Origin of the sequence: Microbacterium sp. M (assembly GCF_045181065.1) — a bacterium.
GTDB lineage: Bacteria > Actinomycetota > Actinomycetes > Actinomycetales > Microbacteriaceae > Microbacterium.
Genome location: NZ_CP173721.1, coordinates 2,303,908 through 2,318,374 on the forward strand (window position 1 = coordinate 2,303,908; position 14,467 = coordinate 2,318,374).

Here is a 14,467-nt window from a genome sequence, read left to right on the forward strand (position 1 = left end):
TGGATAACTCCCACGGATGCCGCGTGGTTGACGTTACCGTGATCGGGTGAACTTCTCGTGTACCCGTCATCTGCGCCTCACCGCCATCGGCATCGTCGCCCTGGCCGCGGGCTCGCTCGTCGCGTGCTCCCCCGAACCCGAGCCGACCCCCACCCCGACCGCCGCGTTCGCGTCCGAGGAGGAGGCGTTCGCCGCGGCTGAGGAGGTTTATCGGGCGTACATCGCGGCGTTCAATGAAGTCGATCTTTCGGACCCATCAACATTCGAACCGCTCTCCGAATACACCACGGGCCGATACCAGTCCGACGAGCGTGAGCAGCTTTCCGAGATGCATGCGAACGGCAACATCCGTGGAGGCGAAATCGTGGTCGTCAGCTTCGCGGGAACCAAGGTTCTCACACCCGACCAGATCAAGACGCGCACGTGTGAAGACGTGAGCGAGACGACCTTCACAGATTCCGCAGGAAGGAACCTGGTGCCTGCTGATCGAGCTCCACGCTACGCGCTCGATCTAACCTTCCAAGTGACAGGTGGAGATCTGAAGCTCGTGTCCTCTGAGCCGGTAGAGGATCCAGCATGCACCGGCTGAGCCAAGTTGCAGTCTTGATCTCCGTCCTCAGCGCGTCCCTGACTTTCGAAATGGCAGGCTTCTCGGCCGGGTGCAGCGCCGCCGAACGCGCGACCGTTGGTTGCACCGAACCAGGCAGTGACGGCACCCAAGTCGTCATCGACGGTTCCCGCACAAAGGACGGCAAGGACGGCCGCGACGGTGACAATGGCAACGAGGGTTCCCGCGATCGTGATGATGTCGGCGACGCCGGGCCTGCGCAACCTGCACCGCCGTCCGAATTCGAGAAGTGCTTGGACGACTGGAATCGCTACATCGGCTGCTTCCAGCGCGTGGATCCCGCCGACCCTGCCGATCCTGCCGAACCCGTACCGGCGATTCCGGCCGTCACGATCACCGATCTCGCTCGCTTCGCGCCTGAGGGCGTGCTCGTCGCCGCCGAACCGGACAACGTCGGCGTCGTCGGCCTTCCGACGAATTTCGTGGCCTCGGCGTCCACTCAGACCGTCGCGGGCGAACTGTTCGGCTATCCGATCTCGGTCCGCTTCACGCCTGTCGGGTTCGACTTCGACTACGGCGATGGCAGTATCACGACGACTTCGACGGGTGGTCAGAGCTGGGCGGCACTGAACCAGGCGCAGTTCACGCCGACCGAGACCAGCCATGTCTACGCAGTACGCGGCGACTACACAACCGCGGTCGATGTCCGCTACACCGCCGAGATCGACCTCGGCATCGGCTGGTTCCCGATCGACGGCGAACTCACCAGCGCGGGCCGGGCGCAACAGGTGCGAATCTTCGAGGCGCACACTGCGCTCGTCGCCCACACCTGCGAGCAGGCCCCGTCCTCCCCCGGCTGCTGACCAGCGATCGCAGCACCGGAGTCACGAGACCGGTCACTGCGGCGGCGTGAGGATCCACGTCCGCTCGTCCCTGGTGCCTTCGACGCGCGACCAGTCCGTGCCGCCGACGACGACGAGACGCTCATCCGCCCAGACAGCGGTGCCTGCGACATCCGGAGCGCCCGTCGGGCTCGTGATCGGAGTCCATGTCTCCTCGACATCGTCGAACATGTACCCATCGGCGACCACGAAACGCCCCTCGCCGGTGGCGTTGTCCAGCCACGGATCGCTGACCCGTTCGGGCGCGTCCGGCAGCGGCGACCACTCACCGTCAGGGAGCCGCACCATCCCACCGAACGGGTAGGCCCGCCCCCACCCGCCGACCTCTCCGCCGTCGCCGCCCCCCAGCGTCGCGTCCACAACCCGATCTCCGGTCCAGGTCCAGTTCCATCCACCGATCTGCTCCAGGTCGGGAAGCCGCTGCCAGGAGCCGGTCTCCCGGTCGAAGAGAGCCACCTGCACGAACGCCGGCTCCTCCGCTCCGGGGTTCTCGACGAGCGCTTTGGCCGTGAGCAGGATCCCGTCCGGAGTCGGAGTCAGATACCGGTCGAACGTCGCGCCGAGCGGATCGTCCGGCAGCTCGGACCACTCGCCCGATTCCACCTCGAGCACCAGGTCCGCGCCGGCGCCCATCTCATGAGACGCGAGCGGGAACAGCACCTGATCGCCGTCGGCGACCATGGTCCGCGGCAGGTCGTCCGGGACCACCGATTCGGTCCATCGATCCTCAGCGACCGAGTACGACAGCAGTCCCCCTCGGATGCCGTCCTCATCAGCCCACGCGAACACACGTCCAGCGGCGAAGACCCCGGAGAACGGTGCGACGGGGCGCGGAGCCTCCGCGAGCTCACGCCACACGCCGGTTTCAGGATCCAGAGCGGCACCATCACGCGCGGATGGCCCCATCACGCAGTCCGCATTCGGCGGGCACGGCGGGCCGAGTTCTCCACCGACGACCAGGATCTCTTCGCCCGTCCACACGGTGACCGGCCCTCCGCGAGCCTCCAATGGGAAGTCGTCCGCCTCGATCCACCCCTCGACACCACCGGCACTCACCGCGGGCGCGGTCGTCGCGCACCCCGCGAGAAGCAGCATCGTCACCGCAAGCGTCACCGCCATCGCCGTTCTCATACCGAGTAGTGTCGCCGTGCTCCGGTCCGTCTCGAAACCCGCCTGTGCCATGCTGATCCCATGAGCGACAGGCTGATGCTGCTGGACACCGCGAGCCTCTACTTCCGGGCCTTCTACGGCGTACCCGACAAGGTCAAGGCTCCCGATGGCTCCCCGATCAACGCGGCTCGCGGATTGCTCGACATGATCGCGAAACTGGTATCGACCTACCAGCCGACGCACCTCGTCGCCTGCTGGGACGACGACTGGCGTCCGCAGTGGCGCGTCGACCTCATCCCCAGTTACAAGGCGCATCGCGTGGTCGAGGTCGTGCCGAACGGCGCCGATGTCGAAGAGGTGCCCGATCCCCTGGAAGCGCAGATCCCGCTCATCCGCGCAGAGCTGGCTGCACTCGGCATCCCGATCATCGGCGTCGCCGAGCACGAAGCCGACGACGTCATCGGCACACTCGCGACCCGCGCGACCATGCCGGTCGACATCGTCACCGGTGACCGCGACCTGTTCCAGCTCGTCGACGACGCCCGCGACATCCGGGTCATCTACACCGCACGCGGCATGAGCAACCTCGAGACCCTCACCGATGTGAGCGTCGTCGGCAAGTACGGCGTGCTCCCCTCGCAGTACGCCGACTTCGCCACCATGCGCGGCGATGCATCCGACGGGCTGCCCGGTGTCTCCGGCGTCGGAGAGAAGACGGCGGCCACTCTGCTCCAGACGCATGGCGACCTGGCCGGCATCCGCGCCGCCGCGCTGGCCGGCGAGGGGATGTCGGCGGGCGTCGCGGCCAAGATCCTCGCGGCGTCCGACTATCTCGACGTCGCCCCGACCGTCGTCCTCGTGGCCCGCGACCTCGACATCGCGGTGCCGGCCGAGCCGCTCGGCCATCTGGACGACACCGCGAAGGATGCCGCGACGGCGCTCGCCGAGGCCTGGAACCTCGGCACCTCGATGACCAGGGCCCTCGCCGCGCTTCCCGTGTGAAGTTCGGCGCTCCGGGTCTGACGCATCGCGTCTCCCGCCCGACCCTCAGTCGGCCCAGGCGAGCAGCCGATCGACTCCCCAGGTCGTGACGACCCGCGCCGCGGGAACCCCGGCTCGTTCAGCGCGAAGCGCCCCGTGGTCGAGCAGCGACAGCTGACCGGGGGCGTGCGCGTCCGAGTCGATCGAGAACAGGCACCCCTCGTCGAGGGCGATCGCGATCAGCTCGTCCGGCGGGTCCTGTCGTTCGGGCCGGGAGTTGATCTCGACGGCCACGCCGTGCTCCGCACACGCGGCGAACACCGCTCGGGCGTCGAACTCCGATGGCGGGCGGGTCCCTCGCGAACCTTCCACCAGCCGCCCCGTGCAATGCCCGAGCACGTCGACACGCCCGGACGTCACCGCTCTCAGCATGCGAGCGGTCATCGCCGCGGCATCCATGCGGAGCTTGGAATGCACTGAAGCGACGACGACGTCCAGCTCGTCGAGGAGCTCGGGCTCCTGGTCAAGCGCACCGTCCTCGAGGATGTCCACCTCGATGCCTGCGAGCACGCGCAGCCCGGCATCCGACTCGGACCGCACCAGCGGGATCTGCTCCCGCAACCGCTCGGCGCTCAACCCGCGCGCCACGCGCAGCCGGGGCGAGTGATCCGTGATCGCCAGGTACTCGTGACCGAGCGCGCGAGCGGCGTCCGTCATGGTGCGGATCGACGTCGTGCCGTCCGACCAATCCGTGTGGGCGTGCAGGTCACCGCGCAACACGACACGCAGTTCGGAAGACAGCTCCGGCTCGACCTCGCCACGCAGTTCGGCGAGGTAACGAGGCACTTCGCCCGTCTGCGCCTGCCTGATCACCTCGAACGTCGAGTCGCCGATCCCCTTCGATGCGCGCAAGCGCACCGGGTCGGCCCGCACCTCCTCCGACAACGACTCCCAGGTGGCGGCCGCCTGCCGGAACGCCTTGGCGCGATACCGCGATGCCCGCTCGCGCTCCAGCAGCGCGGCGATCTCGAGGAGCGCGGCTGCCGGATCCATGATCAGGCCCTGGCCAGCTCGCGCGAGACGGACACCCACTCGTCGAGCTTCGCCACGGCGCGTCCGTCGTCCACGGCCGCCGCCGCCTTCGCGTAACCGTCCTTGAGGCGATCCAGGATCGGACGCTGCACCTGGGCGGCATCCTGCGACAGCTCGAACGCGACGATGCCCGCAGCCGCATTGAGCAGGACGATGTCCCGGACCGGCCCATGCTCGCCGGCGAGCGTGCGGCGCAGGACGTCGGCGTTGTGCTCCGGCGAACCGCCGATCAGGTCGGACAAGTCGGCAAGCGGGATTCCGAGATCGCGCGGGTCGAGGTCGTGCTCGTGGATGTCGCCGCGCGACACCTCCCAGATCCGGCTGTGGCCGGTCGTGGTCAGCTCGTCCAGTCCGTCGTCTCCGCGGAAGACCAGCGCGGTCGCGCCGCGCGTGCGGAACACGCCGGTGATGAGCGGAACCCGCTCGAGCTGCGCGACTCCGACCGCATTGGCCTCGGCTCGGGCCGGGTTGCAGAGCGGGCCGAGCATGTTGAAGACGGTCGGGATGCCGAGTTCGGCGCGCGCGGGACCTGCGTGCTTGAATCCGGGGTGGAAGGCAGCGGCCCATGCGAAGGTGATCCCCGTGCGATCGAGCACCGAGGCCACATGGGCGGGCGAGAGCGAGAGCTCCAGCCCCAGCGCACCGAGCACATCAGAAGCTCCGGATGCCGAGCTGGCAGCGCGGTTGCCGTGCTTGACCACGGGGATCCCCGCAGCGCCGATGATGACGGCAGCAGTGGTGGAGATGTTCACGGTGCCGACTCTGTCTCCGCCGGTGCCGACGATGTCCAGCACATCCGGCGACACGGGAAGCGGCACGGCCGCCTCGAGGATCGCGTCGCGGAAGCCGACGATCTCGTCGATGGTCTCGCCCTTGGCGCGCAAGGCGACGAGGAATCCGGCCAGCTGAGCATCCGACACGTTCCCCTGCATCACCTGACGCATGGCCCACGTGGATTCCCACACACTCAGATCGCGCCGCTCGAGAAGCGTGGTGAGCACATCGGACCAGGTCAGGGATTCAGCCATGTGTGCGATCCTATCGGCGCGCAGAAATTCCTCGCGCGCTCGACGTGCGCCCCGGCATCCGTCGTTTCCCTTGAATTCACCGCACATTCGCAGGCGTTTCTTAGGTTCCCCTAAGTGCCGCACCAGCGAATCGGACCCCGGCGATGCAAGAATCGCCCGCTCGGATCGGCCATAATGGAGGGGTGACGACCTCAGCGACGTATGCCCCGGCTGCAAGAACGATCAAGCGGCCCAACCCGGTAGCTGTCGGCACCATCGTGTGGCTCGGCAGTGAGGTGATGTTCTTCGCGGGACTGTTCGCGATCTACTTCACCCTCCGCAGCACCTCCCCGGAGCTGTGGGCTCAGGAGACGGAACTGCTCAACGTTCCGTTCGCGGCGATCAACACCGCCATCCTGGTGCTCTCCTCCGTGACGTGCCAGATGGGCGTGTTCGCCGCTGAGGACCTGCAGCCGTATCGCATCGCGAAGGGTCAGCTGAACCCGGCCGGCCGTCGCCGCCTGTTCGGCTGGGGCATGGTGGAGTGGTTCTGGCTCACCTTCGCTCTCGGCGCCATCTTCGTCTCCGGCCAGGTCTGGGAGTACGCCCAGCTGGTCGCCGAGGGGCTGCCGATCCAGGCCAACTCGTACGCTTCGGCGTTCTACATCACGACGGGCTTCCACGCCCTGCACGTCACCGGTGGTCTCATCGCGTTCCTGCTCATCATGGGCCGCGCGTTCGCCGTCAAGAACTTCACGCACAAGGAGGCGACTTCTTCGATCGTGGTGTCGTACTACTGGCACTTCGTCGACGTCGTCTGGATCGTGCTGTTCTTCGTCATCTACTTCCTGAAATAAGAGCGGAGCTGATCCCTGAGATGGCACGAGAGAAGAAGCGCCGTTCGAACGGTCGCCGCAGCCCCTTCGCGGCAGCGGCACTGATCGGAGCAGGACTCCTCATCACCGGCGGCATCTACGCCGGTGCATCCGCGGCGATCGCCGCGACTGAAACCCCGACCGTCGCGTCGGCGTCGCTGACCGCTGAGGACGGCGAGAAGCTGTTCCAGGCAAACTGCGCGACTTGCCACGGCCTCGATATGCAGGGCACCGACAACGGCCCGAGCCTCATCGGCGTCGGCGAGCTCGCCACCGAGTTCCAACTGGCGACCGGACGTATGCCGCTGCAGATGCAGGGCCCGCAGGCTCCGCAGAAGCCCGTCCAGTTCACCGAGGATCAGATCCAGGCGATCTCGTCCTACGTGCAGTCCGTGGCACCCGGCCCGACCTACCCGGCCGACTGGATCACGGCCGGTGAGGCCAATCCCGAGAACGCCGAGGACGAGCCGAGCGTCTCGAACGGCGCCGAGCTGTTCCGTGTCAACTGCGCGATGTGCCACAACGTGGCCGCAGCCGGTGGTGCGCTCACCGAGGGCAAGTACGCCCCGGCACTGACCGAGACCAGCGCACTGCACATCTACGCGGCCATGGTCACCGGCCCGCAGAACATGCCCGTGTTCGGCAACATGAACCTGTCCGACGAGGACAAGCGCGACGTCATCGCCGCGCTGGTCTTCCAGCAGGAGTCCGTGCAGCCCGGCGGCTTCTCGCTCGGATCCCTTGGCCCCGTCTCCGAGGGCCTGTTCGTCTGGATCTTCGGCATCGGCGCACTTGTCGCCATCACCGTGTGGATCACGGCGAAGTCCAACTGACGCTTATTCATCGAAGAGGAACGTACGAGGAGCACCATGGCACACGACGACGACTCGCAGGCTCTTGACAGGGCCTACCAGCCCTCTCCTGGGCTGGGTGTCGCAGTCAGCGATCCCGTGCAGAACCCGGGGCTGCCGCCGCACCGCGAGCGGATGACCGACAAGGACCCCCGCGCCGAGAAGCGCGCGGTCCGCACGGTCTACACGCTCTTCTATCTGTCGCTGGCCGGCTCCATCTGGGCGGTCGCCGCCTACATGCTGTTCCCGATCGAGGACCAGTCGCTGGTCTCGATCCGTTACAACAACCTGTTCATCGGTCTGGGCATCGGACTCGCTCTGCTGGCCCTCGGTCTCGGCGCCATCCACTGGTCCAAGGCGCTGATGAGCGACAAGGAGTTCACCGAGTACCGCCACCCCACCCGTGGCAAGGACTCGACCCGCGAGGCCTCGATCAAGGCGTTCGCCGACGCGAACGAGGAATCCGGTTTCGGACGCCGCACCATGATCCGCAACTCGCTGTTCGCGGCGCTGGTCGCATCGATCATTCCCGGCGTCACGCTGTTCCGCGGTCTCGCACCGCACAGCACCCCGGAAGACCCCACCAAGGGCGATCCTGTGGTGCTGCTCAAGCACACGATGTGGGACAAGGGACAGCGCCTCGTCCGCGACCCGGACGGCACGCCGATCCGCGCCGCCGATGTCACGCTCGGCTCCGCGTTCCATGTCATCCCCGAGGACCTCGCCACGCTGTCGCACCACGACGGCTACCTCGAGGAGAAGGCGAAGGCCATCGTGCTGATGATGCGCCTGCGCCCGGAGCAGCTCACCGAGGCCGAGGACCGCAAGGACTGGTCGTACGACGGGATCGTCGCCTACTCCAAGGTCTGCACGCACGTCGGCTGCCCCGTCGCCCTGTACGAGCAGCAGACGCACCACCTGCTGTGCCCCTGCCATCAGTCGCAGTTCGACGTCACCGACCACGCCAAGGTCATCTTCGGCCCGGCCGCACGCCCGCTGCCTCAGCTGCCGATCACCGTCGACGATGAGGGCTACCTCGTCGCGCAGAGCGACTTCACCGAACCCGTCGGCCCGAGCTTCTGGGAGCGTCATTGAGCACCGCAACGCTGTCCAAAGAGGACAACAAGGACACCAAGGCGCCTCTCGGCGGCCGCTTCGTCGGCGCCGCGTCGAACTACATCGATGAGCGCACCAGCCTCTCCGGCTTCGTCAAGGAGCTCGGTCGCAAGATCTTCCCCGACCACTGGTCGTTCATGCTGGGCGAGATCGCGCTGTGGAGCTTCGTCGTCGTGTTCCTCTCCGGGACCTTCCTGACGTTCTTCTTCCAGGCCTCGATGGTGGAGACCCACTACACCGGCGCCTACGCTCCGATGCGCGGCATCGAGATGTCGGCGGCTCTCGAGTCGACACTGAACATCTCGTTCGATGTCCGCGGTGGCCTCCTGGTCCGCCAGATCCACCACTGGGCTGCACTCGTGTTCATCGCCGGCATCGGCGTGCACATGCTGCGCATCTTCTTCACCGGCGCGTTCCGCAAGCCCCGCGAGCTGAACTGGGTCATCGGCTTCCTGCTGTTCGTCCTCGCGCTGGCCGAGGGCTTCACCGGCTACTCGCTCCCCGACGACCTGCTCTCGGGCAACGGTCTTCGCATCATCGACGGCATGGTGAAGGGTCTCCCGCTGATCGGCACGTGGACCTCGTTCCTCGTCTTCGGCGGCGAGTTCCCCGGCACGGACATCGTCGGTCGTCTGTACACGCTGCACATCCTGCTGCTGCCGCTTCTGGTGATCGCATTCATCGTGCTGCACCTCATGCTCATGGTGATCAACAAGCACACCCAGTTCGCCGGCCCCGGCCGGACGAACAACAACGTCGTCGGCTACCCGATGATGCCGGTGTACATGTCGAAGATGGGCGGCTACCTGTTCATCGTCTTCGGCACGATCGTGCTGATCGCGACGTTCTTCCAGATCAACCCGATCTGGAACTACGGCCCGTACGACCCCTCCCCCGTGTCCGCCGGCACCCAGCCCGACTGGTACATCGGCTTCGCGGACGGCGCGCTGCGTCTGGCTCCGTCGAACTGGGACATCGTGTTCCTCGAGCGCACCTGGTCGTTCGGCATCATCGTCCCGGTGCTGGTGCTGCTCGTCTTCCTCGTCGCAGTCGCGATCTACCCCTTCATCGAGGCGTGGGTCACCGGCGACAAGCGCGAGCACCACATCGCCCAGCGTCCGCGAAACGCTGCCACCCGCACCGCGATCGGCGTCGCCGGCGTCATCTTCTACGCGGTGCTGTGGGCCGCGGCATCCTCCGACCTCATCGCGACGCACTTCATGCTGACGATGGAGGGCGTGATCCACGCGCTGCAGGCGTTGCTGTTCCTCGGGCCGATCCTCGGCTACTTCGTCACGAAGCGCATCTGCATCGCGCTGCAGAAGAAAGACCGTGAGATCGTCCTGCACGGCTACGAGTCCGGCCGCATCGTCCGTCTCCCCGGCGGCGAGTTCATCGAGGTGCACCAGCCGGTCGACAAGTACGACCGCTGGAAGCTCATCGACGTCGACGGCTACGAGCCCCTCGTGGTCCGCCCCAACGCCAAGGGCCGCATCCCGTGGACCCAGAACCTGCGCTCGGCGCTGTCGCGCTGGTTCTACGAGGACCGTCTCACCCCGCTGACGCAGGCCGAGGTGGATGCCGCGGATGCTCACCAGCACCACGTGATCGCCCAGGATGCCGAGACCGAGGCAGCGGAGATCCGGAGCGCTCACGAGCGTGCCGGATCGCCTGATGCCCCGCTGGTCGCAACCGAGGACCACGTCGGCGAGACCGCCAACACCCCCAGCACGGTCATCGCGACCGAGCCGGTGAAGAAGACCAAGAAGAAGGACGAGGACGGCGAGTAACATCGCTGCACTCTCCTGGCCCCGTCGCGCGTCGCGACGGGGCCTTCTTCATGCACGCCGTCATGTCGGAAATCCTGCGAGGGGCGACCGCAACACGGCGGCGCAGCCACCTCGGCATCCCTAGGCTGGATCGCATGATCGAACGTGCTGACTTCTTCGCCGCCAAACTCGCCTACGAGACCGATGCCAGCGACCTGTACGCGCGCCAGAAGGCCGGAGGCGACGTCGTGGTCATCGATGTCCGCTCCGACGAGGCGTGGGCGCAGGGCCGGGTCGCCGGTGCGGTGCACATGCACTACAACGACATCGCGGGCCGCGCACCTGCCGAGATCCCGGCGGGCACCGAGGTGGTGGTGTACTGCTGGAGTCCCGGATGCAACGCCGGAGCGAAGGGCGCACTGGAGTTCGCCAAGCTCGGCTACTCCGTCCGCGAGATGATCGGCGGGTTCGAGTACTGGGTGCGCGAAGGCTACCCCGTCGAGAATGCCGACGGCATCCACCGGCGTGCGATCGACCCGCTCACGGGAGTCCCCCGCATCCGCACACGGGCGTGACCGGTATGTCCATCTGATAGCCTCTCGCCATGAGCTTGCAGCACGTGACGACGACGCCGGACACTCTCCGGCGCACTCGCTAGCGCAGTCTCAGCGAATCCGAGCCCCGGGGATATGTTCCCGGGGCTTCGTCGTCGTCTGGTGGGCATCTCCTCGACCGAGAATCAGGGAGTACCACCATGCACAACGACCACCGCCGCCTCGGCCGAGAGCTGCATCTGTTCGACACGTCCCCCGTCATCGGCGCAGGACTTCCGATGTGGATGCCGGACGGAGCCATCGTCCGCACCGAGCTGGAGCGATTCGCCGCCGAGCAGGCCGACCTGTCGGGTTGCCAGCGCATCTTCACCCCGGTTCTGGCGAAACGCGAACTGTTCGAGCGCAGCGGACACTGGGACAAGTTCGCCGAGGACATGTTCCCGCCCATGCACGTCGGCGGCGAGGAGCTCGTTCTGCGGCCGGCCAACTGCCCGAGCCATGTGCAGGTGTATGCCGCGGCGCAGCACAGCTGGCGGGACCTGCCTGTGCGGTATACCGAGAACGCCGCCATGTTCCGCAGCGAACTGTCCGGCGTGCTGGGCGGTCTCAGTCGCGTCCGCCAGATCAGTCTCGACGATGCGCACGTGTTCTGCCGCCCGGATCAGGTCGTGGACGAGGTCAGGCTCGCGCTCGAGGCCATCCGCTCCACATACGCCGTCCTGGGCATCGAGATCGCCTACCATCGCCTCTCGGTGCGAGGAGAGCACGGCACGTATGCCGGATCCGATGAGGATTGGGAGCTCGCCGAGTCCGAACTCGAGACCGCACTGCAGCAGACGGGAACTCCGTATCGCCGTGCGCCCGGCGAGGCGGCCTTCTACGGCCCCAAGATCGACGTGCAGGTGATCGACGCGGGCGAGCGGGAGGAGACCCTCTCGACCGTCCAGATCGATCGGGTGATGCCCGAGCGGTTCGCCTTGAGCTACGTCTCCTCTGCCGGTGATCGGCAACGACCCGTGATGATCCACCGCGGTCTCCTCAGTTCGATGGAGCGCATGGTCGCCCTGCTCATCGAACGCTACGCGGGGAGGTTGCCGACCTGGCTTGCGCCGCATCAGGTCGACCTGCTCCCGGTCGATCCGCGACGGCACCACAGCGCCGCGCAGGACGTCCTGAGCCGTCTCGAGCGAGCCGGAGTGCGCGCTCGCATTCGCGCGGACGGCAGCCTCGGTTCCCGTGTCCGCGACGCGCATCGCGATCGTGCGACCTACATCGCCGTGATCGGCGACCAGGAGCTGGCGGATGACGGACTCGCGGTGAACGGCGCCGGCGTACAGATCGACGCGTTCATCGCCGCTCTGAAGGATGAGATCGCGACGCGAGCGCTCGATCGCGTGTTCTGACCTGGCGTACGCATACGAGGACGGCCCCCGGAGATCCGGGGGCCGTCGTCTGATGGAACTGTCTCAGCGGGCGAAGTTGCCGCGGTAGTACTCGTACACCCAGCCGACGATCGCGACGACGAAGATCGCGAGACCGATCGGCAGCAGGAAGTGCCCGACCGCGAGGCCGACGACGAAGATCGCCGCGGAGCCGGCGAGCACGATCGGCCACCACGACCACGGGCTGAACTCGCCGAGCTCGGGGTCGCCGTCGTCGATGTCACTGGTCAGGATGTCCTCGGGCAGCTCGCCGCCCTGAGCACGGTGCGTGCGGTGCAGGTAGAAGGCGACCATGGCCCCCATGAAGGCGGTGAACAGCAGGGCGACAGTGCCGACCCACTCGATCGCGGTGACGATCGGCCGATCCTGGTGCTCCAGGATGTTCCAACCGGTGTAGACCACGGCCACGACCGCGAAGAATGCGGTGAGCACCCACCACAGGATGACATTGTCGCGCATGTTACTTGGCCTCTCCCGCAGCCGAGTGGGCTGCGACCGGGTGCTCTGCAGCCTCCGGGTGGTTCAGGTCGAAGGCAGGACGCTCGCTGCGGATGCGCGGGATCGACGTGAAGTTGTGGCGCGGCGGCGGGCAGCTGGTCGCCCATTCGAGCGATGCGCCGTAGCCCCACGGGTCGTTCACGGTGACCTTCGGCGCCTTGCGGGCGGTGATCCACACGTTCAGGAAGAACGGCAGCATCGACGCGCCGAGGATGATCGCGCCGATCGTCGACACCTGGTTCTGCCAGGTCCAGCCATCAGCCGCGGAGTAGTCCGCATAACGGCGGACCATGCCGTCGACGCCCAGCCAGTGCTGGATGAGGAACGTCATGTGGAAGCCGATGAACAGCATCCAGAAGTGCACATAGCCGAGACGCTCGTTCAGCATCCGTCCTGTCCACTTCGGCCACCAGAAGTAGAAGCCGGCGAACATCGCGAACACGACCGTGCCGAACACCACGTAGTGGAAGTGCGCGACCACGAAGTACGAGTCGCTGAGGTGGAAGTCCAGCGGCGGCGAAGCGAGGATGACACCGGTCAGGCCGCCGAAGACGAACGAGACCAGGAAGCCGAGCGCGAAGACCATCGGCGTCTCGAACGTGACCGAGCCGCGCCACAGGGTGCCGATCCAGTTGAAGATCTTCACACCTGTCGGCACCGCGATGAGCATGGTCATCAGCGCGAAGAACGGCAGCAGCACCGATCCGGTGACGTACATGTGGTGAGCCCACACGGCCACGGACAGGGCGGCAATCGCGATCGTCGCGTAGACGAGGGTCTTGTACCCGAAGATCGGCTTGCGGCTGAACACCGGGAAGATCTCCGAGACGATGCCGAAGAACGGCAGCGCGATGATGTACACCTCGGGGTGACCGAAGAACCAGAACAGGTGCTGCCAGAGGAGCACACCGCCGTTGGCCGGGTCGTAGATGTGCGCACCCAGGATGCGGTCGGCAGCGGCGGCGAAGATCGCGGCGGCGAGCACCGGGAACGCCATCAGGATCAGCAGGCTCGTGATGAGCGTGTTCCAGCTGAAGATCGGCATGCGCCACATCGTCATACCAGGGGCGCGCATGGTGATGACGGTGGTGATGAAGTTCACGGCACCGAGGATCGTTCCGAAACCGGAGATGCCGAGACCGACCATCCACAGGTTTCCACCGGCGCCGGGCGAGAACGAGGCGTTGGCGAGCGGCTGATAGGCGAACCAGCCGAAGGAGGCAGCACCCTGCGGCGTGAGGAAGCCGGCGACCGCGATCGTCGAGCCGAACAGGAACAGCCAGAACGCGAAGGCGTTCAGACGCGGGAACGCCACGTCAGGGGCTCCCAGCTGCAGCGGCAGGATCGCGTTCGCGAAGCCGGCGAACAGCGGCGTCGCGAACATCAGCAGCATGATCGTGCCGTGCATCGTGAAGAGCTGGTTGTACTGCTCCTTGGTCGGGATGATCTGCATTCCCGGCGCGAACAGCTCGGCGCGGATGACCAGAGCCATCACGCCGCCGAGGAGGAAGAACAGCACGGACGCGATCAGGTACATGTACCCGATGGTCTTGTGGTCCGTGGAGGTGATCCACTTGACGACGATGTTGCCCTTCTGCTCGACACGCGAGGAGCTCATGAGAGCGGCCTGACGCGCGGGCAGGGAATTCGGGCGGGAGTCGGCGGTCTCGTCGATCTTGGGTTCAGCTGTGGTCGACATGAC

14 protein-coding genes are annotated in these 14,467 nt (G+C 66.6%); 9 read left to right on the plus strand and 5 right to left on the minus strand.

Annotation, left to right across the window (positions count from 1 at the left end):
- Positions 1–46 precede the first annotated feature (46 nt).
- Both ACI7YT_RS11210 and ACI7YT_RS11215 read left to right on the plus strand, forming a co-directional pair.
- Positions 47–589 carry a hypothetical protein gene (locus ACI7YT_RS11210; RefSeq protein ID WP_406245609.1) on the plus strand — a complete coding sequence of 181 codons (543 nt, stop codon included), beginning with the start codon at positions 47–49 and terminating at the stop codon, positions 587–589.
- Positions 577–1,431, plus strand: a complete 855-nt coding sequence (locus tag ACI7YT_RS11215; RefSeq protein WP_406245610.1) for a hypothetical protein — start codon at positions 577–579, stop codon at positions 1,429–1,431. Before ACI7YT_RS11210 ends, ACI7YT_RS11215 begins: the two co-directional genes overlap by 13 nt.
- 33 nt (positions 1,432–1,464) lie before the next feature.
- On the opposite strand, the gene ACI7YT_RS11220 is transcribed toward ACI7YT_RS11215, so the two are convergent.
- On the minus strand, positions 1,465–2,601 hold the full coding sequence (locus ACI7YT_RS11220) for a hypothetical protein (protein WP_406245611.1): 1,137 nt from the start codon (positions 2,599–2,601) through the stop codon (positions 1,465–1,467).
- 60 nt (positions 2,602–2,661) lie between these two features.
- Here ACI7YT_RS11220 and ACI7YT_RS11225 point away from each other — a divergent pair, with 60 nt between their 5' ends.
- The gene (locus ACI7YT_RS11225; protein ID WP_406245612.1) at positions 2,662–3,582 is read left to right on the plus strand and encodes a 5'-3' exonuclease H3TH domain-containing protein; all 921 of its coding nucleotides are present in this window, start codon (positions 2,662–2,664) and stop codon (positions 3,580–3,582) included.
- Between the two features lie 45 nt (positions 3,583–3,627).
- On the opposite strand, the gene ACI7YT_RS11230 is transcribed toward ACI7YT_RS11225, so the two are convergent.
- On the minus strand, positions 3,628–4,614 hold the full coding sequence (locus ACI7YT_RS11230; RefSeq protein WP_406245613.1) for a PHP domain-containing protein: 987 nt from the start codon (positions 4,612–4,614) through the stop codon (positions 3,628–3,630).
- Positions 4,615–4,616: 2 nt separating this feature from the next.
- Positions 4,617–5,681, minus strand: coding sequence for an anthranilate phosphoribosyltransferase (gene trpD, locus ACI7YT_RS11235; RefSeq protein WP_406245614.1), 1,065 nt, complete (start codon positions 5,679–5,681; stop codon positions 4,617–4,619).
- A 143-nt stretch (positions 5,682–5,824) separates the two neighbouring features.
- On the opposite strand from trpD, the gene ACI7YT_RS11240 reads away from it, so the two are divergent.
- The 6 genes from ACI7YT_RS11240 to thrS all read left to right on the plus strand — a co-directional run bounded on the left by ACI7YT_RS11240 (position 5,825) and on the right by thrS (position 12,228).
- Positions 5,825–6,517, plus strand: coding sequence for a heme-copper oxidase subunit III (locus ACI7YT_RS11240; protein ID WP_376180357.1), 693 nt, complete (start codon positions 5,825–5,827; stop codon positions 6,515–6,517).
- 20 nt (positions 6,518–6,537) lie between these two features.
- A complete protein-coding gene (locus ACI7YT_RS11245) occupies positions 6,538–7,368 on the plus strand; it encodes a c-type cytochrome (protein WP_406245615.1) in 831 nt (276 codons plus the stop codon).
- Between the two features lie 36 nt (positions 7,369–7,404).
- On the plus strand, positions 7,405–8,481 hold the full coding sequence (locus ACI7YT_RS11250; protein WP_406245616.1) for a Rieske 2Fe-2S domain-containing protein: 1,077 nt from the start codon (positions 7,405–7,407) through the stop codon (positions 8,479–8,481).
- Positions 8,478–10,292, plus strand: coding sequence for a cytochrome bc complex cytochrome b subunit (locus ACI7YT_RS11255; RefSeq protein WP_406245617.1), 1,815 nt, complete (start codon positions 8,478–8,480; stop codon positions 10,290–10,292). The genes ACI7YT_RS11250 and ACI7YT_RS11255 overlap by 4 nt, the downstream gene beginning before the upstream one ends.
- A 134-nt stretch (positions 10,293–10,426) precedes the next feature.
- The gene (locus ACI7YT_RS11260) at positions 10,427–10,846 is read left to right on the plus strand and encodes a rhodanese-like domain-containing protein (RefSeq protein ID WP_406245618.1); all 420 of its coding nucleotides are present in this window, start codon (positions 10,427–10,429) and stop codon (positions 10,844–10,846) included.
- A gap of 179 nt (positions 10,847–11,025) precedes the next feature.
- Positions 11,026–12,228, plus strand: coding sequence for a threonine--tRNA ligase (gene thrS / locus ACI7YT_RS11265; protein ID WP_406245619.1), 1,203 nt, complete (start codon positions 11,026–11,028; stop codon positions 12,226–12,228).
- A gap of 63 nt (positions 12,229–12,291) precedes the next feature.
- Here thrS and ACI7YT_RS11270 read toward each other — a convergent pair whose 3' ends face one another.
- The gene (locus tag ACI7YT_RS11270) at positions 12,292–12,726 is read right to left on the minus strand and encodes a cytochrome c oxidase subunit 4 (RefSeq protein ID WP_406245620.1); all 435 of its coding nucleotides are present in this window, start codon (positions 12,724–12,726) and stop codon (positions 12,292–12,294) included.
- 1 nt (position 12,727) lies between these two features.
- Positions 12,728–14,464 carry a cytochrome c oxidase subunit I gene (ctaD, locus tag ACI7YT_RS11275; protein WP_406245621.1) on the minus strand — a complete coding sequence of 579 codons (1,737 nt, stop codon included), beginning with the start codon at positions 14,462–14,464 and terminating at the stop codon, positions 12,728–12,730.
- Between the last annotated feature and the right edge of the window lie 3 nt (positions 14,465–14,467).